The 26,464-nt window shown below is 69.3% G+C and carries 24 protein-coding genes; 8 read left to right on the forward strand and 16 right to left on the reverse strand.

The genetic code is table 11. From position 1 onward, the window contains the following. Nucleotide 1: 1 nt before the first annotated feature. The 3 genes from BDK63_RS10210 to BDK63_RS10220 are packed head-to-tail and all read right to left on the reverse strand — an operon-like array spanning nucleotide 2 to nucleotide 2,774. The gene (locus BDK63_RS10210) at nucleotides 2-1,075 is read right to left on the reverse strand and encodes a patatin-like phospholipase family protein (RefSeq protein ID WP_183331537.1); all 1,074 of its coding nucleotides are present in this window, start codon (nucleotides 1,073-1,075) and stop codon (nucleotides 2-4) included. Continuing rightward, on the reverse strand, nucleotides 1,072-1,962 hold the full coding sequence (locus BDK63_RS10215) for an alpha/beta fold hydrolase (protein WP_183331539.1): 891 nt from the start codon (nucleotides 1,960-1,962) through the stop codon (nucleotides 1,072-1,074). The genes BDK63_RS10210 and BDK63_RS10215 overlap by 4 nt, the downstream gene beginning before the upstream one ends. Next, on the reverse strand, nucleotides 1,959-2,774 hold the full coding sequence (locus BDK63_RS10220) for an alpha/beta fold hydrolase (RefSeq protein ID WP_183331541.1): 816 nt from the start codon (nucleotides 2,772-2,774) through the stop codon (nucleotides 1,959-1,961). The genes BDK63_RS10215 and BDK63_RS10220 overlap by 4 nt, the downstream gene beginning before the upstream one ends. A gap of 234 nt (nucleotides 2,775-3,008) precedes the next feature. Here BDK63_RS10220 and BDK63_RS10225 point away from each other — a divergent pair, with 234 nt between their 5' ends. Further along, nucleotides 3,009-3,956, forward strand: a complete 948-nt coding sequence (locus tag BDK63_RS10225) for an AEC family transporter (RefSeq protein ID WP_183331543.1) — start codon at nucleotides 3,009-3,011, stop codon at nucleotides 3,954-3,956. 154 nt (nucleotides 3,957-4,110) lie between these two features. On the opposite strand, the gene sixA is transcribed toward BDK63_RS10225, so the two are convergent. From sixA to BDK63_RS10260, 7 genes are all read right to left on the reverse strand, one after another. Next, nucleotides 4,111-4,599: a phosphohistidine phosphatase SixA gene (gene sixA / locus BDK63_RS10230; RefSeq protein ID WP_183331546.1), complete on the reverse strand. Its 489-nt coding sequence runs from the start codon at nucleotides 4,597-4,599 to the stop codon at nucleotides 4,111-4,113. Next, entirely contained in the window at nucleotides 4,592-5,659 is a 1,068-nt protein-coding gene (locus BDK63_RS10235; RefSeq protein ID WP_183331548.1) for an NAD(P)H-dependent glycerol-3-phosphate dehydrogenase, read from the reverse strand. Before BDK63_RS10235 ends, sixA begins: the two co-directional genes overlap by 8 nt. 155 nt (nucleotides 5,660-5,814) lie before the next feature. Continuing rightward, nucleotides 5,815-7,257 carry an NAD(P)(+) transhydrogenase (Re/Si-specific) subunit beta gene (locus BDK63_RS10240; protein WP_183331550.1) on the reverse strand — a complete coding sequence of 481 codons (1,443 nt, stop codon included), beginning with the start codon at nucleotides 7,255-7,257 and terminating at the stop codon, nucleotides 5,815-5,817. Between the two features lie 16 nt (nucleotides 7,258-7,273). Further along, nucleotides 7,274-8,845 carry a Re/Si-specific NAD(P)(+) transhydrogenase subunit alpha gene (locus BDK63_RS10245; RefSeq protein WP_183331552.1) on the reverse strand — a complete coding sequence of 524 codons (1,572 nt, stop codon included), beginning with the start codon at nucleotides 8,843-8,845 and terminating at the stop codon, nucleotides 7,274-7,276. Nucleotides 8,846-9,088: 243 nt separating this feature from the next. Beyond that, on the reverse strand, nucleotides 9,089-10,993 hold the full coding sequence (gene htpG / locus BDK63_RS10250) for a molecular chaperone HtpG (protein WP_183331554.1): 1,905 nt from the start codon (nucleotides 10,991-10,993) through the stop codon (nucleotides 9,089-9,091). Nucleotides 10,994-11,077: 84 nt separating this feature from the next. After that, the gene (locus BDK63_RS10255; RefSeq protein ID WP_183331556.1) at nucleotides 11,078-11,563 is read right to left on the reverse strand and encodes a PaaI family thioesterase; all 486 of its coding nucleotides are present in this window, start codon (nucleotides 11,561-11,563) and stop codon (nucleotides 11,078-11,080) included. After that, nucleotides 11,556-12,053, reverse strand: a complete 498-nt coding sequence (locus BDK63_RS10260; RefSeq protein WP_183331558.1) for a hotdog fold thioesterase — start codon at nucleotides 12,051-12,053, stop codon at nucleotides 11,556-11,558. Before BDK63_RS10260 ends, BDK63_RS10255 begins: the two co-directional genes overlap by 8 nt. A gap of 209 nt (nucleotides 12,054-12,262) precedes the next feature. Between BDK63_RS10260 and BDK63_RS10265 the strand changes: the two genes are divergently transcribed. Beyond that, the gene (locus BDK63_RS10265) at nucleotides 12,263-14,212 is read left to right on the forward strand and encodes a transglycosylase SLT domain-containing protein (protein WP_183331560.1); all 1,950 of its coding nucleotides are present in this window, start codon (nucleotides 12,263-12,265) and stop codon (nucleotides 14,210-14,212) included. Nucleotides 14,213-14,290: 78 nt separating this feature from the next. Here BDK63_RS10265 and BDK63_RS10270 read toward each other — a convergent pair whose 3' ends face one another. Then, on the reverse strand, nucleotides 14,291-14,935 hold the full coding sequence (locus BDK63_RS10270) for a LysE family translocator (RefSeq protein ID WP_183331562.1): 645 nt from the start codon (nucleotides 14,933-14,935) through the stop codon (nucleotides 14,291-14,293). Between the two features lie 300 nt (nucleotides 14,936-15,235). Between BDK63_RS10270 and BDK63_RS10275 the strand changes: the two genes are divergently transcribed. After that, nucleotides 15,236-15,442 carry a cold-shock protein gene (locus BDK63_RS10275; RefSeq protein WP_183331564.1) on the forward strand — a complete coding sequence of 69 codons (207 nt, stop codon included), beginning with the start codon at nucleotides 15,236-15,238 and terminating at the stop codon, nucleotides 15,440-15,442. A gap of 105 nt (nucleotides 15,443-15,547) precedes the next feature. Here BDK63_RS10275 and BDK63_RS10280 read toward each other — a convergent pair whose 3' ends face one another. The 4 genes from BDK63_RS10280 to BDK63_RS10295 all read right to left on the reverse strand — a co-directional run bounded on the left by BDK63_RS10280 (nucleotide 15,548) and on the right by BDK63_RS10295 (nucleotide 19,343). After that, a complete protein-coding gene (locus BDK63_RS10280) occupies nucleotides 15,548-16,237 on the reverse strand; it encodes a hypothetical protein (RefSeq protein WP_183331566.1) in 690 nt (229 codons plus the stop codon). A gap of 68 nt (nucleotides 16,238-16,305) precedes the next feature. Then, nucleotides 16,306-16,734, reverse strand: a complete 429-nt coding sequence (locus BDK63_RS10285) for a VOC family protein (protein WP_221202586.1) — start codon at nucleotides 16,732-16,734, stop codon at nucleotides 16,306-16,308. Between the two features lie 58 nt (nucleotides 16,735-16,792). Continuing rightward, nucleotides 16,793-18,733 carry a M48 family metallopeptidase gene (locus BDK63_RS10290; RefSeq protein ID WP_183331568.1) on the reverse strand — a complete coding sequence of 647 codons (1,941 nt, stop codon included), beginning with the start codon at nucleotides 18,731-18,733 and terminating at the stop codon, nucleotides 16,793-16,795. 13 nt (nucleotides 18,734-18,746) lie between these two features. After that, the gene (locus BDK63_RS10295; RefSeq protein ID WP_183331570.1) at nucleotides 18,747-19,343 is read right to left on the reverse strand and encodes a LemA family protein; all 597 of its coding nucleotides are present in this window, start codon (nucleotides 19,341-19,343) and stop codon (nucleotides 18,747-18,749) included. Between the two features lie 118 nt (nucleotides 19,344-19,461). On the opposite strand from BDK63_RS10295, the gene BDK63_RS10300 reads away from it, so the two are divergent. From BDK63_RS10300 to BDK63_RS10320, 5 genes are all read left to right on the forward strand, one after another. After that, the gene (locus tag BDK63_RS10300) at nucleotides 19,462-21,060 is read left to right on the forward strand and encodes a cation:proton antiporter family protein (RefSeq protein WP_183331572.1); all 1,599 of its coding nucleotides are present in this window, start codon (nucleotides 19,462-19,464) and stop codon (nucleotides 21,058-21,060) included. 111 nt (nucleotides 21,061-21,171) lie between these two features. Continuing rightward, nucleotides 21,172-22,668, forward strand: a complete 1,497-nt coding sequence (locus tag BDK63_RS18755; protein WP_343065308.1) for a DUF1538 domain-containing protein — start codon at nucleotides 21,172-21,174, stop codon at nucleotides 22,666-22,668. Further along, nucleotides 22,665-23,015, forward strand: coding sequence for a P-II family nitrogen regulator (locus BDK63_RS10310; RefSeq protein WP_183331576.1), 351 nt, complete (start codon nucleotides 22,665-22,667; stop codon nucleotides 23,013-23,015). The genes BDK63_RS18755 and BDK63_RS10310 overlap by 4 nt, the downstream gene beginning before the upstream one ends. A 26-nt stretch (nucleotides 23,016-23,041) precedes the next feature. Then, nucleotides 23,042-23,428: a CBS domain-containing protein gene (locus BDK63_RS10315; RefSeq protein ID WP_183331578.1), complete on the forward strand. Its 387-nt coding sequence runs from the start codon at nucleotides 23,042-23,044 to the stop codon at nucleotides 23,426-23,428. 19 nt (nucleotides 23,429-23,447) lie between these two features. Beyond that, nucleotides 23,448-23,735, forward strand: coding sequence for a hypothetical protein (locus BDK63_RS10320; RefSeq protein ID WP_183331580.1), 288 nt, complete (start codon nucleotides 23,448-23,450; stop codon nucleotides 23,733-23,735). Nucleotides 23,736-23,799: 64 nt separating this feature from the next. On the opposite strand, the gene pepN is transcribed toward BDK63_RS10320, so the two are convergent. Further along, nucleotides 23,800-26,433, reverse strand: coding sequence for an aminopeptidase N (pepN, locus tag BDK63_RS10325; RefSeq protein WP_183331582.1), 2,634 nt, complete (start codon nucleotides 26,431-26,433; stop codon nucleotides 23,800-23,802). Nucleotides 26,434-26,464 lie beyond the last annotated feature (31 nt).

A 26,464-nucleotide genomic window follows, 5' to 3' on the forward strand; every position in this document is an offset into this window, starting at 1 on the left:
CTCAGGGCGCCTCGCCGGAAGGCTCGACCGGCGCCGTGATCGGGTCGACGACGATTTCCCGGCTGCCCCATCCCGGGTGGCGCCGCCCCTCGAAGCGGTCCAGCGCCTCCACGGCCAGGTGGCGGCCGAGCATGATCAGCGCCTCGGCGCGGTGAAACTCGTAGGCGCCGCACACGGTCTTGGGCACCTCGATCAGCACGTCGGGCGGATAGCCGGCCACCTTGTACTTGGCGAGCGCCGCCTGGGTGATGTCGAAGGAGGCCAGCACCATGTCGAGCCGCCCCCACTCGCGCCGCCGCACCTGCTCGTCATCCTCGCCCGCATCCGCACGGGCAGTGTTGTTGCCCAGGCCCTCGAACCAGCGGCTGGCCGCGCCGCGCACCTCCTCGATCCAGCCGCCGAAGTCGATGCCTCGGGCGTCCCGGGCCTCTTCCCGGGCCCGCTCCTCGGCCGCCTGCTCGGGGGGCAGCAGCTCCTCCAGGGTGACCGGACGCGGGCTGTGGGCCGTGACGTTGACGGCCAGCACGAAGTCGGCATCGGCCGCCACGGTGGGGATGATCGGCAGCGGGTTGAGCAGGCCGCCATCCACCAGCACCTGCTCTCCACGGTGCACCGGGGTGATCACGCCGGGGACCGCGATGGAGGCGCGGATCGCCTCGAGCAGCGAGCCGCTCTGGAACCATACCTCGCGCTGGCGGGTCAGGTCGGTGGCCACGGTGGTCACCGGGATCGCCAGGTCCTCGATACGGGTATCGCCGATCAGGCTCTCCAGCTTGCCCATCACCTTGTTGGCGCGCATGGCGCCCATGGGGCTCCAGGTGACGTCCACCAGCCGGAGCACGTCGAAGTAGTCGAGGCGGCAGACCCAATCGCGGTAGCCCTGCAGCTGGCCGGCGGCATAGACACCGCCCACCAGCGCGCCCATCGAGCAGCCGGCGATCGCCACCACCTGGTAGCCCCGCGCCTCCAGCTCATCGATCACGCCGATGTGGGCGTAGCCGCGCGCCCCGCCGCTGCCCAGCACCAGCGCCACCCGCTTGCCGTCGCGTTTCGCCGGCGTCTCGTGCTCGTTCATCGCCCGTCCTCCTCGTTGACCCGCACCGGCATCGCCCGGTGCCAGTCGGCGATCGCCTCGGCAACCGCCTCCACCGCCTGCGGCTCCAGATGCAGGTGGTGCCCGCCGTCCAGGACCCGGCGATCGAGCCCCGGCATCGCCCCGCGGGCCAGCCGGGCCCGTTCGGCCTCGCCGAGGATCCCGGTCGTCCCTTCCACCAGCAGGGCCGGGCAGCGGATCGCCGAGAGCATCGCCAGCCCCTGTTCGGGGCAGAAGCGGACCGGCGAGGGGCGCAGCAGGCGACCATCGGTGCGCAGCTGGACGTGGCCGTCATCCCGCGCCGCCAGGTTGCGCGCCACCAGCGGACGCGCCGTCTCGGCATCGATCGGCGTGGCACCCCCCGCCACCCGCGCCGCCACGGCACTCTCACTGTCAGGATAGCGCGGCGTCGGCGACAGGGGGCGCCGGTGGCCCATCAGCCCCCGGCGCAGCTGGGCCGGCGCCTGCTCCGCCGGCGTGGTGAGGGTGCCCAGGCCATCGAGGAGCGCCAGCGCCTCGACCCGCTCGGGCAGCGCCGCGGCGGTCAGGCAGGCAACGCCGGCGCCCATGGAGTGGGCCAGCAGCGTCACCCGCGCCAGGCCGAGCGCCTCCGACGCGTCGAGCAGGTCGTGGCAGTAGTCCCAGATCGCATAGTCGCCCGGCAGGGGCGCGGAGTGCCCATGGCCGGAGAAGTCGATGGCCACCACGCGGATTCCCAGCCGGGCCACCAGCCGCGGTGCCAGGCGGGAGAAGCTGGCCGCATTGTCGAGCCAGCCGTGCAGGGCCAGCCAGGTCGGCGCGCCCTCCTCGCCCCAGGCCAGGGCGGCCAGCCGCCCGTCGGCGAGCCGCAGGGGACGGGCATCGGTCATGGGCGCTCCCCCAGCAGGCGCCCGAGGGTCTCGAGCAGGGCGTCACGGGTCTCGTCGGGGAACTCCAGGGGAAACATGTGCGAGCCCGGCACCGGGGTGACCGGCACCCCTTGGCGCTCGAGGCGGCGACGGCGCCGCGGGGTCAGCAGGTCGGAGTCGCGGCCGGCCAGCACCGCCGCCGGCACCCGCAGGCGCCGCGGCAGGGTCCCCAGGTGATCGGGCAGGTGGCGAAAGATCTGCACCTCGATCTCGGGGTCATAGACCAGCACCGCACTGCCATCGTCCAGCAGCCGGGTGCCGCCCTCGACGTAGTCGCGCAGGGCCTGGTCGGTGAAGCGCCGGAACAGCCCCCGCCGGCGCAGGTAGTGCAACATCGCCTCCCGGTCGGGCCAGACGGCGCGGCGCCCCAGGGTCTTGCCGGCCGGGGTGATGCGGTCCACGAAGCCGAGGCGCTTGGCGAGCTTCATGCCCCAGGCATCCATCCCCAGCATCAGCGGCGGGTCCAGCATCACCACGCAGCGGAAACGCTCGGGGGCGGCCTCCGCCGCCATGGCCATCAGCACGCCGCCCATGGAGTGGCCCACCCCGATCACCGGCGTCTCGAAGCTGGCCAGGTGGGCCAGCAGCTCATCGCGCAGGGCGAGCCAGTTGTGGCCCACCGGGAAGTCGGGATGGTGCCCCAGGCGATCCAGCGGATGCAGGTCGAAGCGCTCCGCCAGGGGCGCCAGGAAGCTGCGATAGCAGACGCCCGGGAAGCCGTTGGCGTGGGCGAAGAGCAGTGGGGAGCGCGAGGCGCCTTCGGTTCGGGTCATGGCATGGGCTCGTCCGGGTCGTGGGGGCCAGCGGCCGCGTCTGGCGGTAGCAGGCTAACGGGATTACCATGATCCGCCAAGTCACCCGACCTCCCCGACCCGACTGGAGCCCCCGTGAACGAGCCCCGCAAGCCCGAGCGAGACACCCGCAACCGCAACCGCATCTTCTTCACCACCGTGCTGGTGGCGGTGGTCGTCGGCCTGTGGCTGGCCCGCTAGGGCAGGCGCCGACGGATGAACCTTACCGCCCTCTTCCTCCAGACCCTCGAGGTCACGCTGCCGGTGTTCGCCATGGTCTTCGCCGGCCTGGTGCTCAAGCGCGTCGGCTGGATCGATCAGGCCTTCGTCGCTACCGCCTCGATGCTGGTGTTCAAGGCCACCATGCCGACGCTGATCTTCCTGAGCATCATCAAGGCCGACCTGGATGCCACCCTCAACCCGAGGCTGCTGGCCTTCTTCGCCCTGGCCACCCTGGGCAGCTTCCTGTTCTGCTGGGCCTGGGCGATCCTGCGGGTGCCGAGGGAGGAGCGCGGGGTCTATGTCCAGGGCGCCTTCCGCGGCAACTGCGGCATCGTGGGCCTGGCGCTGGCGGCCGGCATGTACGGCGACTATGGCCTCTCCGCCGGCGGCCTGCTGCTGGGGGTGGTGATCCTCACCTACAACGCCTTCTCGGTCATCGCGCTGGCCAGCTACCAGGAGGCCCACCGTGCCGACTGGCGCAGCATCCTCTCGCACATCGTGCGCAACCCGCTGATCCTCGCGGTGGTGGCGGCGATCCCGGTGGCGGCCCTGGAGCTGCGCCTGCCCGGCTGGCTGATGACCTCCGGCGAGTACTTCGCCTCGCTCACCCTGCCGCTGGCACTGATCTGCATCGGCGCGACCCTGTCCCTGGGGGCGATCCGGGAATCGGGCCGCCTGGCCACCGGCGCCAGCCTGCTGAAGATGGTCACGGTGCCGGTGCTGGCCACCGCCGCCGCCTGGCTGGCCGGCTTCGAGGGCCGCGAGCTCGGCATCATGTTCCTGTTCTTCGCCAGCCCCACCGCCGCCGCGGCCTTCGTGATGGCCAGGGCCATGGGCGGCAATGCCGTCCTGACCGCCAACATCATCGCCCTGACCACCCTGATGGCCAGCCTGACCATCACCGTGGGCGCCTTCGCCTTGAAGGTGGCGGGGCTGATCTAGCTCAAGCCGGCAGGACCAGCGCCGCCTGGGGTATCACTCAAGGCTGTTCCGGCGACAGGCCTACGCGGGGGCGCTATGAATACGTCCCTGTACGCTACTTCAGCCATCCCTGGTCCTCAGACCCCCTCTACGACCTGTCCCCGGCGCCTTTCGCTTATCGCACTGTCGGCGTCAGGTCAGAGGGCGTGGTGAAGCGCACCAGCCGGGCGCAGCCCGCGGCCCAGACGTCGGCCTCGAGTTCGGCGACGGCCGCGGTGGGAAAGCCGAGCCCACGGTCGGCGCGGCCTTCCACCAGCCGGCCGGTCAGCGCGCCCACCAGCGGCATGTGGCTCACCAGCATCAGCGGCCGCCCCTCGGGCTGCTCGAGCAGCCAGTCGGCCACCGCCGCGGGGTCGTCGTCGGGGGTGATGATCGGCAGTGTCTCCGCGGCAGCGCCCAGCGCCTCGCCGATGATGGCGGCGGTATGGCTGGCGCGACGGTAGGGGCTCGAGAGCAGCCGCAGCCCGGCAAGGTCGGAGCGCCCAGCCAGCCAGGCGGCTACCCGCCGCGCCTCGACACTGCCGCGGCCGGTGAGCTCGCGCTCGGCGTCCGGCCGCCCCGGCCCCGCCTCGCCGTGGCGCATGACCAGCAACCGTTCAGCCATGCCGCCCTCCGGTCTCCCGGTGGGCCTGCTGCACGTCCTCGCGGGAGAGGATGAACTCCACGTCGCTGCTCTGCTCGCCGAGCATCAGCATGCGCGCCATCTCCTTGGCCGGCACCCCCTTGAAGAGCACCTGGTAGAGCCCCTCGGCGAGCGGCATGTAGACGCCCTCCTGGCGCGCCCTGTCGCGCACCAGCCGCACGGTGTTGACCCCCTCGGCCACCTGGCCCAGCGCCGCCACCGCCTCGTCCAGGGTGCGCCCCTCGCCCAGGGCATGGCCGACACGGTAGTTGCGCGAGAGGGCCGAGGAGCAGGTCACGATCAGGTCGCCGACCCCGGCCAGCCCGAGGAAGGTCATGGGGTTGGCGCCCCGGCAGACGGCGAAGCGGCTCATCTCCGCCAGCGCCCGGGTCATCAGCATGCTGCGGGTGTTCTCGCCCATGCCCAGCGCGGCAGCCATGCCGGCGGCAATGGCATAGATGTTCTTCAGCGCCCCGCCCAGCTCGACGCCGTGGCGATCGTTGCTGGCATAGACCCGGAAGTAGTCGCAGCCCAGGGCGGTCTGGACCCGGGTGCGGGTCTCGGGATCGTCGCTGGCAATCACCGTGGCGGTGAGCTGCTTCTGGGCGATCTCCGAGGCCAGGTTGGGGCCGGAGATCACCCCGATATGGGGAAAGCCGGTCTCCTCCTCCAGGATCTGGCTCATCAGCTTGAAGCCCTCCTCCTGGATCCCCTTGGTGGTGCTGACGAGTATCTGGTCGGGGCGGAGCCAGGGGCGCGCCTGGCGCACCACGTCCCGGAACGCCTGGGAGGGAATCGCCACCAGCACCAGGCCCGCGCCCTCCAGCACCTCGGCCATGTCGGTGGACGCCACCACCGCGGGGTTGATCGCATAGTCGGGCAGGTAGCGGCCGTTGCGGTGCTCGCGCGTGATCTGCTCGGCCAGATCGGGGTCGCGCAGCCACTGGCGCACCCGGGCGCCGTTGTCGGCGGCGATGCTGGCCAGGGCGGTGCCGAAGCTGCCGCCCCCCAGCACCGCCACGTTCATCTGTTCCTCTGCCATGGTCGGCCCCGCCTGTGTTCGCTGAAATCGGATGGATGGAATCGGGGTGTAGGGAGAGGTGATTGTAGCGAAAAAGGGGCCCGAATCGTCAGCCGATTCGGGCCCCGTGACGCACCATCTCTGTCAGCCGGCAGCACCGGCCGACGTCCGGCGGCCTAGTCGATGTGCGACAGCAGCGAATCGATGCTCTCGCGGGCATCACCGTAGAGCATGCGCGTGTTCTCCTTGAAGAACAGCGGGTTCTCGATGCCCGAGTAGCCGGTGCCCTGGCCACGCTTGCAGACGAAGACGACCCGCGACTTCCACACCTCGAGCACCGGCATCCCGGCGATCGGGCTGTTGGGATCCTCCTGGGCCGCCGGGTTCACGATGTCGTTGGAGCCGATGACGATCGCCACGTCCGTGCTGGGGAAGTCGTCATTGATCTCGTCCATCTCCATGACGATGTCGTAGGGCACCCTGGCCTCGGCCAGCAGCACGTTCATGTGCCCCGGCAGGCGGCCGGCCACCGGGTGGATGGCGAAGCGTACCTCCTTGCCGGCGGCGCGCAGCTTGCGCACCAGCTCGCTGACCGCGTTCTGGGCCTGGGCCACCGCCATGCCGTAGCCCGGCACGATGATCACGCTGTCGGCGTTGTTCAGCGAGCTGGCCACGCCGGCGGCATCGATGGCCACCTGCTCGCCCTCGATCTCGGCCGCCGGCCCCTTGCTGCCGCCGAAGCCGCCCAGGATCACGCTGACGAAGTTGCGGTTCATCGCCTTGCACATGATGTAGGAGAGGATCGCGCCGGAGGAGCCCACCAGGGCGCCAGTGACGATCAGCAGGTCATTGGAGAGCGTGAAGCCGATGGCCGCCGCCGCCCAGCCCGAGTAGCTGTTGAGCATCGACACCACCACCGGCATGTCGGCACCGCCGATGCCCATGATCAGGTGCCAGCCGATGAAGAACGACAGCGCCGCCAGCACCAGCAACGTCCAGAAGCCGGCGCCGTTGAGGTAGAGGATGGCCAGCAGCAGCGAGAGCGCGGCGGCACCGGCGTTGAGCTTGTGCCCGCCGGGCAGCTGCCGGGGCTTGCCGTCGACCTTGCCGGCCAGCTTGCCGAAGGCGACCACCGAGCCGGTGAAGGTCACCGCGCCGATGAAGATGGCAAACACCACCTCGATCTGCAGGAAGGTCAGCTCGTCCGGCGCCTTGGTCGCCACCAGGGCGGCGAATGCCGAGAAGCCCTCCATGGAGGCGCCGGCGGCCTTGGCCGCCGCGACCCGCATCCGCTCCAGGTCGGCGCTCCAGGCCACGAACACCGCCGCCAGGCCGACGAAGCTGTGCAGCGCCGCCACCAGCTGGGGCATCTCGGTCATGGCGACCCGCTTGGCCACCACCCAGCCGATGGCCGAGCCGATGAGGATCATCGGGATCATCAGCCAGTAGGCCCCGATCCCCGGCCCGAAGGCGGTGAAGAACACCGCCACGGCCATGCCGACGATGCCGTACCACACCGCCCGCTTGGCCTTCTCCTGGTTGCTCAACCCCCCCAGGGAGAGGATGAACAGCACACTTGCCGCAATTGCCGCGGCAGAAACGAATCCTTGACCCAACATGTCGTGTCTCCGCGGTTCAGGACTTCTGGAACATGGCCAGCATCCGGCGTGTCACCAGGAAGCCGCCCACGATATTGATGGTGGCGATCAGCACCGAGATTGCCGCCAGGATCACCACCACCGCACTGCCGGAGCCGATCTGCAGGATGGCGCCGAGGATGATGATGCCCGAGATGGCATTGGTGACCGCCATCAGCGGGGTGTGCAGCGAGTGGCTGACGTTCCAGATCACCTGGAAGCCGACGAAGCAGGCCAGCACGAAGACGATGAAGTGCTGCATGAAGGAAGCCGGGGCGATCTGCCCGAGCAGCAGCATCAGCGCGCCCCCCACCCCGAGCAGGGTGACCTGGCGCTTGGTCTGGGCCTTGAAGGTCGCGAGTTCGGCGGCCTTCTTCTCCTCCGGCGTCGGCGCCTTCTCCTTGGGCTTGGGCTTGGCCGCGGCAATGGCCTTCACCTTGGGCGGCGGCGGCGGGAAGGTGATCTCGCCGGCGTGGGTGACCGTGGCGCCGCGGATCACGTCATCCTCCATGTCGTGGACGATGGCCCCATCCTTCTCGGGGGTCAGGTCGGTGAGCATGTGGCGCAGGTTGGTGGCGTAGAGCAGCGACGACTGGGTGGCCATGCGCGAGGGGAAGTCGGTGTAGCCGACCACCACCACGCCGTTGTCGCTCACCACCCGCTCGTCGGCCACGGTCAGGTCGCAGTTGCCGCCCTTCTCGGCGGCCAGGTCGATGATCACCGAGCCCGGCTTCATGGCCTTGACCATGTCCTCGAGCCACAGCTTGGGGGCCGGCCGCCCCGGAATCAGCGCCGTGGTGATGACGATGTCGATCTCGGGCGCCTGCTCGCGGAAGCACTCGAGCTGCTTCTCGCGGAACTCGGGGCTGGAGGGCGCCGCATAGCCGCCGCTCTCGGCGCCATCCTGGCTCTCGTCGAAGTCCAGGAACAGGAACTCGGCCCCCATGGACTCTATCTGCTCGGCCACCTCGGGACGCACGTCGAAGGCGCGTACCACGGCCCCCAGGCTGGTGGCGGTGCCGATGGCGGCCAGCCCGGCGACGCCGGCACCGATCACCAGCACCTTGGCCGGCGGCACCTTGCCCGCGGCGGTCACCTGGCCGGTGAAGAAGCGTCCGAAGTGGTTGCCCGCCTCGATCACCGCGCGATAGCCGGCGATGTTGGCCATGGACGACAGGGCGTCCATCTTCTGGGCGCGCGAGATGCGCGGCACCATATCCATGGCCACCACGGTGGCGCCCTTGGCACGGCACTTCTCGAGCAGTTCCTCGTTCTGGGCCGGCCAGAAGAAGCTGATCAGGGTCTGCCCCTCGCGCAGGCGCTCGGCCTCCGCCTCGCTGGGCTCGCGGACCTTGATCACCACCTCGGCCTCGGACCACAGCGCCTCGGCGCCGTCGACCACGGTGACACCGGCATTGCGGTAGGCGTCGTCGTCGAAGCCGGCCGCCTCGCCGGCGCCGCTTTCGATCAGGCAGGCGTGTCCAAGCTTCTGGATGAACTGCGCGCTGTCAGGGGTCAGCGCGACGCGCGCCTCGCCCTTGGCGAGTTCCCTGGGTGCACCAATCTTCACGTTGGATCTCCCGGTTGGTTATTGAATTCTTGCATGGGTCAGACCGTTTATTCATACCCGACGATGCTGCAATGCACAACCTTCGACGCTTCATCGAAGACCCTAGCACTGTAGCAGTATCGCGCTGAATGGCCGGTACAAGTTGGACCACGAACATTGACGGCAGGGAGCAGGGAAGGCAAGTGACAGAAGCGTACAGGCCGCCCGGAGGCGGCCTGCAGAGGGGAAGTTGACCCGGTGGAATCAGGCGCCCAGCAGGGCGTTGAGGCGCTTGACGTAGGCGGCGGGGTCGTCGAGGTGACCGCCCTCGGCGATGATCGCCTGGTCGAGCAGCACATGGGCCAGGTCGCCGAAGAGCTCGTCCCCGGCGCCCTCGAGCCTGGCCACCAGGGCGTGCTCGGGGTTGAGCTCGAGGATCGGCTTGACCTCGGGAAGCGGCTGGCCGGCGGCCTCCATGATGCGGCGCATCTGGAAGCCCATCTCGTGCTCGGGCAGCACCACGCAGGCCGGCGAGTCGGTGAGGCGATGGGTCACCTTGACCGCCTGGACCTGCTCGCCCAGCGCCTCCTTGACCCGCTTGACCAGCTCTTCCTTGGCCTTGGCGGTCTCCTCCTGGGCCTGTTTCTCCTCCTCGCCCTCGATCTCGCCGAGGTCGAGCTCGCCCTTGGCCACGTCGACGAAGCCCTTGCCGTCGTACTCGTGGAGGTGGCTCATCAGCCACTCGTCGATGCGGTCATGGAGCAGCAGCACCTCGATGCCCTTCTTGCGGAAGATCTCCAGGTGGGGGCTGGACTTGGCCGCGTTGAAGCCGTCGGCGACGATGTAGTAGATCTTCTGCTGCCCCTCCGGCATGCGCTCGACATAGTCGGCCAGGGACTGGTCCTGGGTGGCGCTGTCGGTGTGGGTGGTGGAGAAGCGCAGCAGGCCGGCGATCTTCTCGCGGTTGGCGAAGTCCTCCGCCGGCCCCTCCTTGAGCACGCTGCCGAAGGTGTTCCAGAAGGTCTGGTAGGCCTCCTGGTCCTTGGTCAGCTTCTTGAGCATGTCCAGCGCGCGCTTGGTCAGCGCGGACTTGATCTTCTCGACCTTGGGATCCTGCTGGAGCAGCTCCCGGGAGACGTTGAGCGACAGGTCGCGGGTATCCAGCACGCCCTTGATGAAGCGCAGGTAGAGCGGCAGGAACTGCTCGGCGTCATCCATGATGAAGACGCGCTGCACGTAGAGCTTCACGCCCCGGGCGCCGTCACGCTCGTAGAGGTCGAAGGGCGCCCGGCCCGGCACATAGAGCAGGCTGGTATATTCGAGCTTGCCCTCGACCTTGTTGTGGCTCCAGGTGAGCGGGTCCGAAAAGTCGTGGGCGACGTGCTTGTAGAAGGCCTGGTACTCCTCGTCGGAGATCTCGCCCTTGGGACGCGACCAGAGCGCGGTGGCCTCATTGACGGTCTCCCAGGTGACGGTCTCGCTGCCCTCGATCTCCTTGCCCTCCTCGTCACGGGCGGTTTCGACCCTGGGCATGCGCACCGGCACCTCGATATGGTCGGAGTACTTGCGCACCAGGCTCTGCAGGCGGAAGTCGTCGGCGAACTCCCTGGCATCGGCCTTGAGGTGCAGCACGATCTCGGTGCCGTGGGCTTCGCGCTCGACATCGGCCACGGTGAACTCGCCCTCGCCCTTCGAGCGCCACTCGACCCCTTCCGCCGTGTCGCTGCCCGCCTTGCGGGTGCGCACCGTGACCTCGTCGGCGACGATGAAGCCGGAGTAGAAGCCGACCCCGAACTGGCCGATCAGGCGGGCATCCTTCTGCTGCTCGCCGGAGAGCTGCTTGAGGAAGTCGGCGGTGCCGGAGCGGGCGATGGTGCCGAGGTTCGAGATCACCTCGTCGCGGCTCATGCCGATGCCGTTGTCGCGCACGGTGACGGTGCCCGCCTCGGCGTCGTGCTCGATCTCGATGCGCAGCTCGCTGTCGCCCTCATAGAGCGCGTCGTTGTCCAGCGCCGCGTAGCGCAGCTTGTCGCAGGCATCGGCGGCGTTGGAGATCAGCTCGCGCAGGAAGATCTCCCGGTTGGAGTACAGGGAGTGAATCATCAGGTGCAGCAGCTGCTTGACCTCGGTCTGGAAGCCGAGGGTTTCTTCATGCGTGGCAGTGGTCATGTGTCTCGGACCCTCATCGACATGTCGGGGTGGCAACGCCACCGGTTGATCACTGCCGTCGATATGGGGACAGGGGCGGCATTTTCAACCGCCGGGGTCCTCGGGGCCGCCCCGGCCGGGGTCGGCCAGCACGAAGTGCAGCCGGGCGGTGGCCACCGGCGCCGACGCCTCCTGCTGCCAGGCGCTGACCTGCACGTTGGCCAGCCGCCGCCCCTCGCGCAGCAGCGAGCAGCGCGCGAAGGTGGGCACCGTGCGGGCGGTGCGCAGGTAGTCGATGGAGAGGTCGACGATGCGTGGCAGCCGCGGGGAGCGGGTCGCCAGCATCAGGTCCAGGGTCGCCGCGGTCTCCATGAAGGCGGCCACCACGCCGCCGTGCAGCGCCGGCAGCAGCACGTTGCCGACGTTGCCGCCCCAGGGCTCGAGCCGGAAGCGGAGCCCCTCGCCGTCCGGATCCGGCTCGGCGCTCACCCCGATGCGTCTCGCATAGGGAATCAGCGCCAGCCAGGCGGCCACATCGGCATCGGCCCGGGTCCGTTCCAGCCACTGCACGTCGTCGAAGCCTTCAGGCATGGGGAGCCTCCTCGGCGAACAGCGCCTCGGCGAGGCCCGGCGGGGTGTTGCGGGGCCCCAGGCGCACGAAGTTGCCGATGCCCCGCGCCACCGGACGCTCCGCCTCCTGCCACAGGGTGCCCTCGGTGAAGACCACCGACTCGGTGACCCGCACCACGTGCGCCTCGGCATGGAGCGCCACCCCGGCGACGGCCGGGCGAAAGTGGTCGATGCGCAGGTCCAGGGTGGGGCACACCTCCGGGGCCGGCAGGGCGCGCAGCACCGCCGAGCCGCAGACGGTGTCGAGCAGCATGGTCAGCACGCCGCCATGCACCAGGCCCCGGGCGCTGTCGCCCAGCAGGTCATCGCACCACGGCAGGCGCATCAGGGTCCGCTCGGCAGTCACCTCGAGCACCTCGAGCCCCAGCTCGCGGGTATGGGGAATCACCGTCACGAAGCGGGTCAGCGCTCGCCGCCAGGCATCGGGAGATCGATCGGGATAGGGCGTCACGCCGGGGCTCCTCCAGGCATTCCAACAAGCGTTTGATATGGTCAACCACAGCCTAATCGGCCGGCCCGGCGGGCACAAGGCGGCCAGCGACCGACACCGCGCACGGTTTCTCCGTTTCCCCCTACCCAAGGGCGCATGGATGGGCCAGGATACGGGAAGTTGGTGTTTGCTCACGGAGGCCTCCCCCAATGCGCCATCGTCACTCCCTCATGACGCGCGGCGTCCGGCGTGTCGGCACCCTGCTGGCCGCCCTGACCCTGTCGCTGCCCCTCGCCCTGCCGCTGGCCCAGGCCGATGATCGCGCCCTGCGCGAGGCCCTCGAGGCCGCCCGCAACCAGCAGTGGGACCGGGTCGACCCGGCCGCCATCTCCGGCCACCCGCTGGCCGGCTACGTGGAGTACCATCGCCTGCGCGGCCGGCTGCCCCAGGCGGAGCCCGGCCAGGTGCTGGACTTCATCGAGCGCCACGCCGACTCGCCGCTGGCCGGATGGATGCGCGGCCAGGCCATCGCCCAGTACGGCTACGCCCGCCGCTACGGCAGCCTGCTGGCGGTGGCCGACGGCGTCCCCGAGGGGATCGCACGGCAGTGCTACTACTATGCCGCCCTGCTGGGCCAGGACCCGCGCGCCGCCGCCGAGGGGGGCCGCGAGCTATGGCATGTCGGGCGTTCCCAACCGGACGCCTGCAACCCGCTCTTCGACACCCTCCGCGAGCGCGGCGAGATCACCGCGGTCGACGTCTGGGAGCGCAAGATGCTGGCGTGGCAGGCCGGCGAGAACGGCCTCGCGAGCTACCTGGGCCGCCTGCTCGATGCCCGCTGGGACGAGGCCCGGGCAGCCGCGGAACGGCTGCAGAAGGACTACGCCGCGGTGACCCGCGTCCCCACCTGCCTCGGGCCGGAGTGTCGGGGCAGCGGCGCCCTGTTCGCCGCCGCCATGCACGGCTTCACCCGCGCCGATACCGAGGCCGCCCTGGAGGCGTGGCGCAAGATCGCTCCCCACCTCCCGATCGAGGCCAACCATCGCGATGCCATCGAGCGCGACCTGGCGTTCTACTCCCTGGTACGCGACATCCGCCAGAACCGCGGCTGGACCGACGAGGTACTGCCCCGCCTGGCCGATGCCCAGCTGCTGGAGCTGCGGGTCCGCGCGGCCCTGGCGGAACGGGACTGGCGGGGCGTGGTGCAGTGGATCGAGCGGATGGACGGCGAGACCCGCGACGACAGCCGCTGGCACTACTGGTACGCCCGCGCCCAGGAGCAGCTCGGCCGTGACGACGTGGCGCGTGACGCCTATGCCCGGGCCGCCGAGGGCCGCAGCTTCTTCGGCTTCATCGCCGCCGACCGGCTGGGGCAGCCCTACGCCCTCAACCTGGAGCGCAACGGCTTCGACGACAGCTTCCGGGAGGAGGTGGCGCGCTGGCCGGCGGTCCAGCGCACCGAGGCGCTGCTGCGCATCGACGAGAAGGGGCTCGCCGCCAGCGAATGGTATGACGCCGTGGCCCGGGCCACCCCCCGCGAGGCACGGGCCCTCGCCGACTACGCCCAGCGCCGCGGCTGGCACGCCAAGCTGGTGCAGACCACCATCACCGGCCGGATGTGGGATGCCCTGGACTGGCGCTTCCCCGAGGCCTATCGCGAGCACTTCCTTCACTGGGGCCGTCAGACCTCCGTCGACCCCTACCTGCTGATGGGCATCGCCCGCCGCGAGAGCGCCTACAACCCCGAGGCCCTCTCTCCCGCCGGGGCGCGGGGGCTGATGCAGGTGATGCCCGGCACCGCCACCCAGCTGGCCCGCCAGCTCGGCATCCGCGACCCCGGCGCCTACGGGGTGCTCGACCCCGAGCTCAACATCCGCCTGGGCAGCACCTACATCCGCGACATGCTCGACCGCTACAGCGGCAACCGGCTGGCCGCCGCGGCCGCCTACAACGCCGGCCCCGGTCGCGTCGACCGCTGGCTGGCCGATGCCCCGGAGGAGTTCGACCTGTTCGTCGAGAGCATCCCCTTCCGCGAGACGCGCAACTACGTGCAGGCGGTGCTCTCCTACCGGGCGATCTTCGAGAGCCTGGCCAACGGCGGCGACAGCCGCGGCGTGTCGATGCTCACGCCGACGGAGAAGACCATGCGCTATGACCGCTCGCTGCTGGCCAGGAACTGAACGGACCGTTCTCGCGAGCCAACAGGCAAACCGCCCCGGCCATGGCCGGGGCGGTCTCGTTAGGGAACACCCGATGGATCAGCTCGGAGGGCGCTCCAGCGCCAGCTTGACGCCGAAGGCGACCAGCACCGCCCCGGTGGCGCCGTTGAGCCAGCGGGCGAAGGCGCGGCTGGCCAGCAGGCGCCCGGCACCGCCCACCATCAGCGCCACCCCCACCTGCCAGATATTGGCGATGACGAAGTGCACCCCGGCCAGGAACAGCGACTTGGCTAGCGCCGGGTCGCCCGGCGCGATGAACTGCGGCAGGAAGGCCATGTAGAAGACCACCGTCTTGGGGTTGAGCACGTTGGAGAGCAGGCCCTCGCGCAGCGGCCGCCAGGCGGGAACGGCCTGTCGCTCGCCGCTCACGCCCGCCACCGGCAGCCCCTGGCCACGGCGGGCCGCCAGCAGGCCCTGTACGCCCAGCCAGATCAGGTAGCCGGCCCCGGCCAGCTTGAGCAGGCCGAAGGCCCAGGCCGACTGCAGCAGGATCAGCGAGATCCCCAGTGCCGAGACGGCCGCATGCACGAAGAGTCCGCAGCAGATCGCCAGGCTGGTGAGAATGCCGTCGCGCACCCCGCCCCGGGCGGTGTTGCGGATCACCAGCAGGGTGTCGACCCCGGGGCTGACGGAGAGCAGGGTGATGGCCACCAGGAAGGGCCAGAACTGGGCGTCGATCAGCATGGAGGCGGTGATTCCTTGCCAGGGGTGGGAACGGCGGCGCAAGGCTTGCCGCCCGTCGGGTTTCGATCTACAGTGATTCTGCGGCTGATGGACCGTCCATGCCCGGGTGACCCGGTTGACGCCATCAGGGTGCTGTAGCACCATCCGTCGCGTTGGTCAGCAAGTAAAAAGTCGTCAGTTGTACTTCGATTCCTTCGATACACCCGGTGGCACTTCTTCCTTGTCTTGCCCACGCAATTCGGGCCCGCGAACGCATCGCGAGCCTGGCACGATCATTACAGTATGTTAAGGAAATCGACAATGGCAACTGGCACTGTCAAGTGGTTCAACGACACCAAGGGCTACGGCTTCATCTCTCCGGACGACGGCGGTGATGACCTGTTCGCTCACTTCTCCGAGATTCAGGCTGACGGCTTCAAGACCCTGCAGGACGGCCAGAAGGTCACCTTCGAGGTCACCCAGGGCAAGAAGGGCCTTCAGGCCTCCAACATCCGGGTTGCTGACTGATCCCAGCGCCCGGCGGGTGTCGTCCACCGGGCGACACCGCTGACCAGGAAACAGGAAGGCCCACCTATCGGTGGGCCTTTTTCGTGGGTGTCCGGCGGGCACGCCTCAGGGCTCGTCGAACTCCATCGGCTCGAGCTCGAGCTCGCTCTCGTCGAACTCCATGGGCTCCAGCGGCGGCGTCTCCTGCTCCACCTCGTCGAACTGCTCCTCCAGGCGGCGCTGCGCCTCCTCGAAGCGTCGCTCCTGCTCGGCGATGATCTCGTCGACCTCGCTGCGTGACGGCCCGGCGGTGCCCTCCTCCTGGATGCTGGACTCGAACTCGAGCCCCTCGTCGAAGGCATCGGTGTCGCCCTCCATCGGCTCCGGCACCACGGCCTCCTCCTCGGCCACCTCGAACTGCTCGTCGATGCGCCGGCTGGCCTCCTCGAAGCGACGCTCGGTCTCCTCGATGATGGCATCGATGTCATCGGCGGTGGTCTCGCCGGGCAGCGCCGCGCCCTCGTCCAGCGTCTCCGCCGGCGACTCGCCCAGGGTGGTCTCGGCATCGGCCTCGACGTCTGCGGGCTCGGCATCCGCCGGGGCGACCTCCGCGGCCTCCTCCTCGGGTGCCTCGGACTCGAAGGCCGGCTCCTCGCCGGGCAGCGGCTCGTCGGCCGGTGGCGGCGCTTCGACGTCACTCGCCGCCGGGGGCTCCTGGGGCTCGGCGTCCGCCGGCTCGTCGCCGTTGCCGCATCCCGCCACGCCCAGGGCCATGAGCAGCGCCAGCAACGCGGGCTTCCAGGGTCTCTTCACCATGCTCTCTGCACTCCTGATTCGGGAGCGGCCCATTGCACCAGAGCCGCCCGGCTTCCGCAAGGCAGCGTTCAGGTGGCAAACAGCTGCCCCTGGATATCGCGGAAGGCCTTGAACTCGATGGCGTTGTTGCTGGGGTCGCGGAAGAACATGGTGGCCTGTTCCCCGGGCTCGCCACGGAAGCGGATATAGGGCTCGATCTCGAAGGTCACGCCGGCGGCGGTCAGCCGGTCGACCAGCGCCTCCCAGTCGGCCATCTCCAGCACCACGCCGAAGTGCGGCACCGGGACGCCGTGGCCGTCCACGGGGTTGCGATGATCGTCGATCCCCCGCTCGCCCAGGGCCGGGTTCAGGTGGCAGACGAACTGGTGGCCGAAGAGGTTGAAGTCGACCCAGGTGTCGCTGGAGCGACCCTCCGGGCAGCCCAGCAGGTCACCGTAGAAGCGCCGCGCCTCGTCGAGGTCGCGGACCTGCACGGCGAGATGGAAGGGAGTCAGCATCGTGATGGCCTCCTAGGGGTCATGGGGATCAGGAATGGCGTCGCCACAGGGCGCACCCTCATCTTGCCGCGCCGTGGCGCCCTTGGCCAGTCGCCTCCCGCAGGGGCAGCGGACAGCCCAGCGTCCAGGCCACCGCACGCAGCAGCTCCGCCTCCTCGGGCGCGATATGGCCGTCGTGTTCCACGCAGCACACCATGGCCGCCAGCAGGGGCGCCCGCTCGGCCTGGGCCAGGCGCACCAGCCGGCCCAGGGCCCAGTCCAGGTCCGCCGCCGAGGGCGCCTCGCGCACCAGGTCCAGGGAGACCCCCAGCGCCCGGCCGGCCTGCTCCAGCGACTCCGCCTGGGCCTCGGGGGAGCCCTGGCCGGCCCGGGCCAGGGTGGAGAGCAGCAGCGACAGCGGCCCGGCCAGGTCGCGAAGGTGGCGGTCGCGCCGCGCCCGCCGCTCGCCCTCGATGCCCGTCAGCACCAGCCGGTGCAGCGCCCACTGCAGGGGCCCGGGTGCCGTCTCCGCCGCCATCAGCCCGGCCAGGCACTGCCGGAAACGGGCGAACTGGGCCGCCGAGAGCTGGCGCAGCACCGGCAGCGCCAGCTCGATGAGCGGCAGGCGGTCGCCCGGCGCGAGGGTCGCGAGGGGCGCCTCCAGGGCCTCCAGCTCGTGGAGCACCTCGGGCAGGGCCTGCTGGTCCAGCACCCGTCGCTGGGCCTCGCGACTCGCCGGGTCGGCCCCCATCAGGATGCCGTAGACCAGCGCTCGCGCGGCACAGGGCTGGTGGGCGGCGTCGACCAGCCGCTCGTCGAGATGGGCCAGCCGGCGCCGGGCGCTGGCCAGGGACTCGGCATCGGGCCGGCCGACGCTGGCCACCACCGCCCCGGCCAGCGCCGCTCCGCCGAGGGCCCGCCCCAGGTCCTCCCGCCGCGACTCTCCCTGGCCGGTGCCCGCCGCGGGCTTTGCCGGCGCGGCCTTCGGGGTCGGCGCGAACGGCTCGGGCAGGCTGCCGTCCCAGCGCGGCAGCACGCGGCGGATGCGCGCCTCCAGCGGCGGATGGGTCGCCGTCCAGCGGGACAGGTGGCGCACGCCGCTGCCGAAGTAGAGGTGGCTGAACTCGGCCGCCTGGGGAGACATCAGCCGCGAGCCGAGCCGGTAGGCGGCCAGGGTCTGCAGGGCCCTGCCGATCCCCTCGGGGTTACGGGTGTACTGCACGGCGCTGGCGTCGGCCAGGAACTCCCGCTGGCGGCTGACGGCAGACTTGATCAGGTTGCCGCACAGGGTGCCGGCATAGCCCACCAGCATCAGCGCCGCCCCCAGGCCGAACAGCGCCACGTGCCCGCCGCCGCCGCGCCGCGAGCTCCGCCCCCGCCCCCCGGCAGCGGCCCCGCGCAGCAGCAGCCGCCCCACCAGGCCGATCACCAGGATGCCGTGAAGCAGGGCCACCAGGCGCAGGTTGAGGCGCATGTCGCCGTGCAGGATATGGCTGAACTCGTGGGCGATGACCCCCTGCAGCTGCTCGCGGTCGAGGTGCTCGATGGCCCCGCGGGTCACGCCGATGGCGGCGTCGTGGGGCTCGTGCCCGGCGGCGAAGGCATTGATGGCGGCATCCTCCAGCAGGTAGACCGCCGGCACCGGCATGCCCGAGGCGATGGCCATCTCCTCCACCACGTTGAGCAGCTGCCGTTCATTGGCATCGCGGGCATCGGGGTTGAGCAGCCGGCCGCCCAGCGCCTCGGCCACTACCGAGCCTCCGGCACGCAGCTGAAGGTGGCGCACCAGGCCCCCTGCCACCACCACCGCCAGCACGCCGAGGGCCACCAGGCCGAACAGCTCGGGTTCCAGGGCCCGGGCGAGCGGGTCGGTGCCCATCACCTGGCCGTCGAACAGCACCACCGCCAGCGCCACCAGCACGCTGGCCACCACCACCAGGCCGGCCACGGCGAGCAGCAGCAGCAGGACCAGGCGGCCGGTCAGGCGCCGGGCACGGTCCTGGGCGCGGAAGAAGTCCATGGATCGCTCCCGTTCAGAAGCTCACGCGAGGCGCGGCCTGGATCTCGGCGCTGTCCTCGAACTCCAGCAGCGCGGCATCCTGCTTGTGGCCGAAGGAGGCCGCCAGGACCACCGGCGGGAAACTCTGCTTGTAGGTGTTGTACTGCATCACGGCATCGTTGAAGGCCTGGCGGGCGAAGGCCACCCGGTTCTCGGTGCTGGTCAGGGTCTCGGAGAGCTGCTGCATGTTCTCGGACGCCTTGAGGTCGGGGTAGGCCTCCATCACCAGGTTGAAGCGGCCCAGGGCCGCTCCCAGCGCGCCCTCGGCCCCGGCCAGCTCGGCCATGGCCCCCGGGTCGCCGGGCCGAGCGGCGGCATGCTGAAGCCCCACCTCGGCGGCATTGCGCGCCTCGGTCACCGCCTGCAGGGTCTCCCGCTCGTGGGCCATGTAGGCGCGGGCGGTCTCCACCAGGTTGGGGATCAGGTCGTGGCGCCGCTTCAGCTGCACCTCGATCTGGGCGAAGGCGTTCTGGTAGCGGTTCTTCAGCGCCACCAGCCGATTGTAGATGGCCACGCCATAGACCAGCAGCAGGCCCAGCACCACCAGCGGAAGGATTGTCGAGAGTTCCATGCGCATCTCCTCTTTCGGCCCGGGCCGGATGCCGGGGCCATGCCATCGGTCGGTGCCATTTCTCCAGCAACCTCTTTACACTCTATCCCGAGCCATTTTTCTCCGACAGGGACCGTTGATGATCGAAGCCGCCTATATCCTCGCCGCTTTCATCGGTGGCCTTGCTGCCATGGCGGTAAGACTCCCGCCACTGGTGGGTTTCCTGGCGGGCGGGTTTGCGTTGAACTGGCTCGGCTACACCCTGACCCCGACCCTGTCGACCATTGCCGACATCGGCGTGACGCTGCTGCTGTTCACCATCGGTCTCAAGCTCAACATTCGCACGCTGCTGCGAACCGAGGTCTGGGGGAGCGCCTCGCTGCACATGATAGGCTCCAGCCTGCTGTTCTTCCTGATTCTCGGGCTGCTCAAGTGGCTGGGCCTCTCCCTGCTCGATGAGGCCGGCTGGCAGGTCCTGCTGCTGCTGGGCTTTGCGCTCTCCTTCTCCAGCACCGTGTTCGTGGTCAAGGTGCTCGACAAGCGCAGCGAGACCCAGTCGGCCTATGGCCGCCTGGCCATCGGGCTGCTGATCATGCAGGACGTGTTCGCCGTGGTGTTCATCACCGCCTCCACCGGCGAGCTTCCCAGCCCCTGGGCGCTCACGCTGCTGCTGCTGATTCCCCTGGCGCCGATGCTCTACCATCTGCTGGACCGGCTGGGTCACGGCGAGATGCAGATGCTGTTCGGCATGCTGCTGGCACTGGTGCTCGGCTACGGCCTGTTCGAGCTGGTCGGCATCAAGGGGGACCTCGGCGCCCTGATCGTCGGCCTGCTGCTGTCGCCCCATCCGGCGGCCCAGGCACTCTCCCGGTCGATGTTCAACCTCAAGGAGCTGCTGCTGGTGGGCTTCTTCCTCAGCATCGGCTTCACCAGCGTCCCCGACTGGCAGATGGCCAGCCTCGCCCTGCTTCTGGTCGTCCTGCTGCCCCTCAAGAGCCTGCTCTACCAGTGGGTCTTCATGCGTTTCCCGATGCGCCACCGCACTTCCCTGCTGGCCACGCTGACGCTGACCAACTACTCCGAGTTCGGCCTGATCGTCGGGGCCCTGGCGGTCTCCACCGGCTGGCTCGCCCCGGAATGGCTGGTGGTACTGTCGCTGGCCGTGGCGCTGAGCTTCGCCTTTTCAGCCGCGCTCAATGCGGTGAGCGAGGGCCTCTACCGTCACCTGGAGTCGAGACTGCCCCCGCCACGGCGTGGCGACATGCCCTCCGGCGAGCGCCCCATCGAACTGGGCGATGCCGAGGCCGTGGTTCTGGGCATGGGGCGCATCGGCCGCAGCGTCTACAAGCGGCTGCGGAAAGAGTACGGGCTCAGGGTACTGGGCATCGACAACAACCCCAGAACCGTCAAGGAGCTGGGGGAGCGCGGCATGCACCTGCTGGAAGGGGATGCCGTGGATTCCGACTTCTGGGACAAGATGCTGATGTCACCCGACGTCCGCATGGTGGTATTGGCCATGCCGCACCATGCCGGTAACCTGTTCGCCCTGCAGCAGCTGCGCAACCGCCACTTCAAGGGCAGGATCACCGCCGTGGTCGAATACCCGGAGGAGATCGAACCCATCCGCGAGCTGGGGGCCCATGCGGTCTTCCACGTCTATGACGAGGCCGGGCGTGCCCTGGCCGACAGCGCCGCTGAGGCGGCCGGCGTCGGCTCCATGGGGCGCCAGATGGGCTGACGGGGAAGAGAGGTGTCGCCATGCCGCGACGGCGACGACCGTGATAGGCTGATGGCGTAAGCCGACAGCCAAGCCGCGGAAAGTATGACCGCCTGCCTGAGGGAGCCGGCCTTGCCGAGTCAAGTAAAGGACCTTGTACACGCCCTGCTGCATGCGCTGCGCAACCTGCTGCCGATCATCATCGTGGTGGTGGGCTTCCAGGCCCTGCTGCTGCGCGAGTGGCCCGAGGGTGGCCTGGGCATGGCGATCGGCCTGGGCATCGTCGCCGTGGGGGTGGCACTGTTCCTGCAGGGGCTCGAGCTGAGCATCTTCCCGGTGGGCAAGCGGCTGGCCAACCAGTTCGCCCGCCGGGGCTCCATGCCGCTGCTGATGGCCTTCGGCTTCGCCATCGGCTTCTCGGCGGTGGTGGCGGAGCCCGCCCTGATCGCCGTGGCCGAGCAGGCCTACGAGATCAGCGACGGGCGCATCGACGCCCTGACCCTGCGGCTGATCGTGGCCGGCTCGGTGGGCCTGGTGATGGCGCTGGGGGTATTTCGCGTGATCCTCGGCCACCCCCTCCACTGGTACATGATCGTCGGCTATATCCTGGTGGTCACGGTGACCTTCTTCGCCCCCGAGGAGATCGTCGGCCTGGCCTACGACTCTGGCGGGGTCACCACCAATATCGTCACCGTGCCGCTGATCGCCGCCCTGGGCATCGGCCTGGCCTCCTCCATTCGCGGCCGCAACCCGCTGCTCGACGGCTTCGGCCTGGTGGCCCTGGCGGTGATGGTGCCGATGATCAGCGTGCAGCTCTACGGCATCCTGGTCTACGCCGACCCGGGCGAGGTCACCAACGGCGCCGCCCTGGTGGCCGCCGGCAGCGATACCGAGGCGCCCTCCGGGCTGGTCACCATGATCCTCGACCTGTTCGGCATGCTGCGCGACGTGCTGCCGATCATCCTGGTGATCCTGTTCTTCCAGTACGCGGTGATCCGCCGTCCGCTGGCCAGCCCGCTCAAGGTGGGCGTGGGCTTCGCCCTGGTGATCGTCGGCCTCTACGCCTTCGTGGTGGGCCTCAAGCTGGGGCTCTTCCCCATCGGCCAGCGCATGGCCGAGCAGCTGATCGGCTTCGACACCTGGCTGTGGGTCTACCTGTTCGCCTTCGCCATCGGCTTCGCCACCACCATGGCCGAACCGGCGCTGATCGCCGTGGGCCAGCAGGCCGAGGAGGCCGCCGCCGGCAAGATCCAGGGCAACGTGATCCGCATTCTGGTGGCCGTCGGCGTGGCCATCGGCATCACCATCGGCGTCCACCGCATCATCAGCGGCGACTCCATCCACCACTACATCATCAGCGGCTACGTCCTGGTGATCGCCCTGACCGCCCTGGCGCCCCGCTACATCGTGGCCCTGGCCTTCGATCTCGGCGGGGTGACCACGTCCGAGGTGACGGTGCCGCTGGTGACCGCGCTGGGCATCGGCCTGGCCAGCCAGATCGACGGGCGCAACGTGCTGATCGACGGCTTCGGGCTGATCGCCTTCGCCTCGATCTTTCCTATCGTGACCGTGATGAGCTATGCCATCCTGATGGAGCGGGTGGCGCACTGGAGAGAGAAGCAACCATGAAGTTTTCCCTGCTGGTGGCCATCGTGCCCGAGGAGCTGGAACAGCAGTGCATCGACGCCGCCACCGAGGCCGGCGCCGTGGGCATGACCCTGATGTCGGGTCGCGGCATCGGCGGCGAGCGCAAGAAGACCTTCTTCGGGCTGACCTTCGAGGGCAGCCAGAGCATCATGCTGCTGACCCTGGAGAAGGGGCTCTCGCTCAAGGTGCTCAAGGCGATCCGCCAGATCCTCAACCCCAGCGGCGAGGATTCCAAGGGCCTGGTGATGACCCTGCCCGTGGAGCACCTGGGCGGCATCGACATGGCGCAGGTCAAGCGCTTCGAGGAACGGCTCAGGCACGACGGCTGAGCGCCACCCACTGACGGAGAGAGACGATGCTGGTCAAGGACATCATGATGCGCGACGTGGTGACGGTGTCACCCTTTGCCACCCTGCGCGACGCCCTGGCGCTGATGAAGCAGCACGACCTCAAGTGCCTGGTGGTGGAGCAGCAGGACCCCCACGACGCCTGGGGGCTGATCACCTACACCAATATCCTCAAGACGATCGTCGCCGAGAACGGCGACATCGACCTGATCAACGTCTATGACGTCTGCGCCAAGCCGGCCATCGGCGTCGGCGAGTCGCTGGACGTGCGCCACGTGGCGCGGCTGATGACCGACAGCATCGTCAAGCGCGTGCTGGTGCTGGACGACAATCGCCTGGTCGGCCTGGTGACCATGGATGATATCGTGGGTACCGTTCTCGACCTGATCGAGTGAGCCAGGGAATCCCTTCGACATGGAAGACTTCTTCACCTGGATCGGCAGGACCCTCGGCGAGATCATCCGCTTCGTCGTCGACCTGCTGACCGGCTTCTTCGCCAATATCGGCGACTCCGCCCGCGGCTTCCTCCACGGCCTCTCCTCCTCGCTGGGCATCCCGCCGTCGCTGCTCAGCCTGGTGGTGCTGGTGATCGGGCTGTGGATGCTCTGGAAGGCCTTCCGGGCGCTGATGCGACGAGCCATCGTCGCCACCCTGGTGTGGCTGCTGCTGGGAGCGATGGTGCTGAGCTGGCTGATTTATTGATCGCCACCCCCATCATGAAAGCGCCGCCCCTCGGGGCGGCGCTTTTCGTTAGGCCTCCGGCGGATCAGGCGAGCGCCTTTTCGACGACCTCATAGACGTTGGGCGAGAGCTCCTCGGCGCGGATACGCTCGAGCTCGGCCTTCATCAGCGCCTGGCGCTGCTCGTCGAAGCGCGCCCAGCGGGTCAGCGGGGTGATCAGCCGCGCGGCGATCTCCGGGTTGAGGCGGTTGAGCTCGATCACCACGTCGGCCAGCAGGCGGTAGCCCTCGCCGTCGAGGCGATGGAAGTTGACCCGGTTCTGGCCGGCGAAGGTGCCGATCAGCGCGCGCACCTTGTTGGGGTTCTTCAGCGAGAAGGCCGGATGCGCCATCAGGAACTTCACGCGGTCGAGCACGTCGGGCTGCGGGCGGGTGACCTGGATGGCGAACCACTGGTCCATCACCAGGGTATCGTGGGCCCACTTCTCGCCGAAGGCCCTGAGCGCCGGCTCGCTGAGCTCGTCGCGGCTGCTGTGGGTCAGCAGGGTCAGGGCGTGGCGCACGTCGGTCATGTTGTGGTCGGCCTCGAACTGCTGCCGGGCGAGTTCGATCCCCTCCTCGTCCTCGATGGCCATCAGGTAGGAGAGCGCCACGTTCTTCAGGCTGCGCCGGGCGATCTGCGCCGGGGTCGGGGCATAGGGCTCGTCGAGACGGTTCTCTCGATAGACCCGCAGGAAATCGTCCCGCAGCGCCGTGGCCAGACCCTGCTTGACGAAGGTGCGGGCCGCATGGATGGCGTCGACATCCACCAGCGGCTGCTGCTCGGCGATGTAGGCCTCGCTGGGCAGTGTCAGCATCTCGGCGAGCACCGCCCGGTCGTCGGTCTCGGCGGTGAGCAGGCCGCGGAAGGCCTCGATGACGCGGGTGTCCATGACCTTCTCCACGCCGTTGCGGTGGGCGGCGATCAGGTCGTCCAGCGCCAGCATGGCCAGGCGCTGGCCGGCGTCCCAGCGGTTGAAGCCGTCGCCATCATGGGCCAGCAGGAAGGCCAGATCCTCGCGACCGTAGGGGAAGCGCAGCTTCACCGGGGCCGAGAAGCCGCGCAGCAGCGAGGGCACCGGCGCCTCGGAGACGTCGGTGAACAGGAACTCCTGCTCCGCCTCGCGCAGGTGGATCACCGCATCGCTGCCCAGCGTTTCGCCCTCCAGGGTCAGCGGCAGGTCGCGGCCGCTCTTGGTGCCCACCAGGCCCAGGCGCACCGGGATGTGCAGCGGCTGCTTGTCGGGCTGGCCGGGAGTGGCAGGGGTGCGCTGGCGCAGGATCAGGCGGTATTCGGCGTTGGCGTAGTCGTACTCGCCATGGGCGTCGATCTCCGGCGTGCCGGCCTGGTCATACCAGCGCATGAACTGGGTCAGGTCGAGCCCGGAGGCCTCGGCCATGCAGCCGACGAAGTCCTCGATGGTCACCGCCTGGCCGTCGAAGCGCTCGAAGTAGCGGTCGCTGCCGGCCCGGAAGGCCGCCTCGCCCACCAGGTTGGCCAGCATGCGCACCACCTCGGCGCCCTTCTCGTAGATGGTCAGGGTGTAGAAGTTGCCGATCTCGATGTAGTGGTCGGGGCGCACCGGATGGGCGGTGGGCCCGTCGTCCTCGGCGAACTGGGCGGTGCGGAAGAAGGAGACGTCCTCGATGCGCTTGACCGCGGGCGAATTGGTGTCGGCGGAGAAGCACTGGTCGCGGAACACCGTGAAGCCCTCCTTGAGGGAGAGCTGGAACCAGTCGCGGCAGGTGACGCGGTTGCCGGACCAGTTGTGGAAGTACTCGTGGGCGACGATGCTCTCGACCCGCTGGAAGGCCGCATCGGTGGCGGTGTGGGGATGGGTCAGTACCGCCGCCGAGTTGAAGATGTTGAGCCCCTTGTTCTCCATGGCGCCCATGTTGAAGTCGTTGACCGCCACGATCATGAACAGGTCGAGGTCATACTCGCGACCGTAGGCCTGCTCGTCCCAGGCCATGGCACGCTTCAGCGAGGCCATGGCGTGCTCGGTCTTGCCGAGGTTCTCTTCCTCGACCCAGATCTGCAGGGTCACCTCGCGCCCGCTCATGGTGGTGAAGCTGTCCTCGACCTTCTCCAGGTCGCCGGCCACCAGCGCGAAGAGGTAGCTGGGCTTGGGATGCGGGTCCTCCCAGGTGACGAAGTGGCGACCGTTCGGCAGCGCGCCCCGCTCCACCGGGTTGCCGTTGGAGAGCAGCACCGGCTCGCGTTCGGCGTCGCCGATCACCGTGGTGGAGAAGGTGGCCATCACGTCGGGGCGGTCCGGGTAGTAGGTGATGCGCCGGAAGCCCTCGGCCTCGCACTGGGTGCAGTACATGCCGTTCGACTGGTAGAGCCCCTCCAGGGCGGTATTGGCCTCGGGGGCGATCTCCACTTCGGTATCGAGATGAAAGCGCTCCGGCACCCGGTGAACGGTGAGTCCGGCGGCGTCGATCTCGTACTCGTCCGCCTCCAGCGGCTCGCCGTCCAGGGCAATGGCCTTGAGCGAGAGCTGCTCGCCATGGAGCGTCAGTGGCAGGCCGGCGTCACGCTCGGGGTGGCGCTCCAGATGCAGCCGCGCCTTGACCCGGGTGGCCGCGGGGTCCAGGTCGAAGGTCAACTCGGTACGGGTGACGCGGTAGGCCGGGGGACGGTAGTCGCTGAGATGGGTCGCCTGGGGGTCGGACATTCGGGATGCTCCTGTCGGAAATGCGCCCATT

Origin of the sequence: Halomonas campaniensis (genome assembly GCF_014193375.1) — a bacterium.
GTDB lineage: Bacteria > Pseudomonadota > Gammaproteobacteria > Pseudomonadales > Halomonadaceae > Halomonas > Halomonas campaniensis.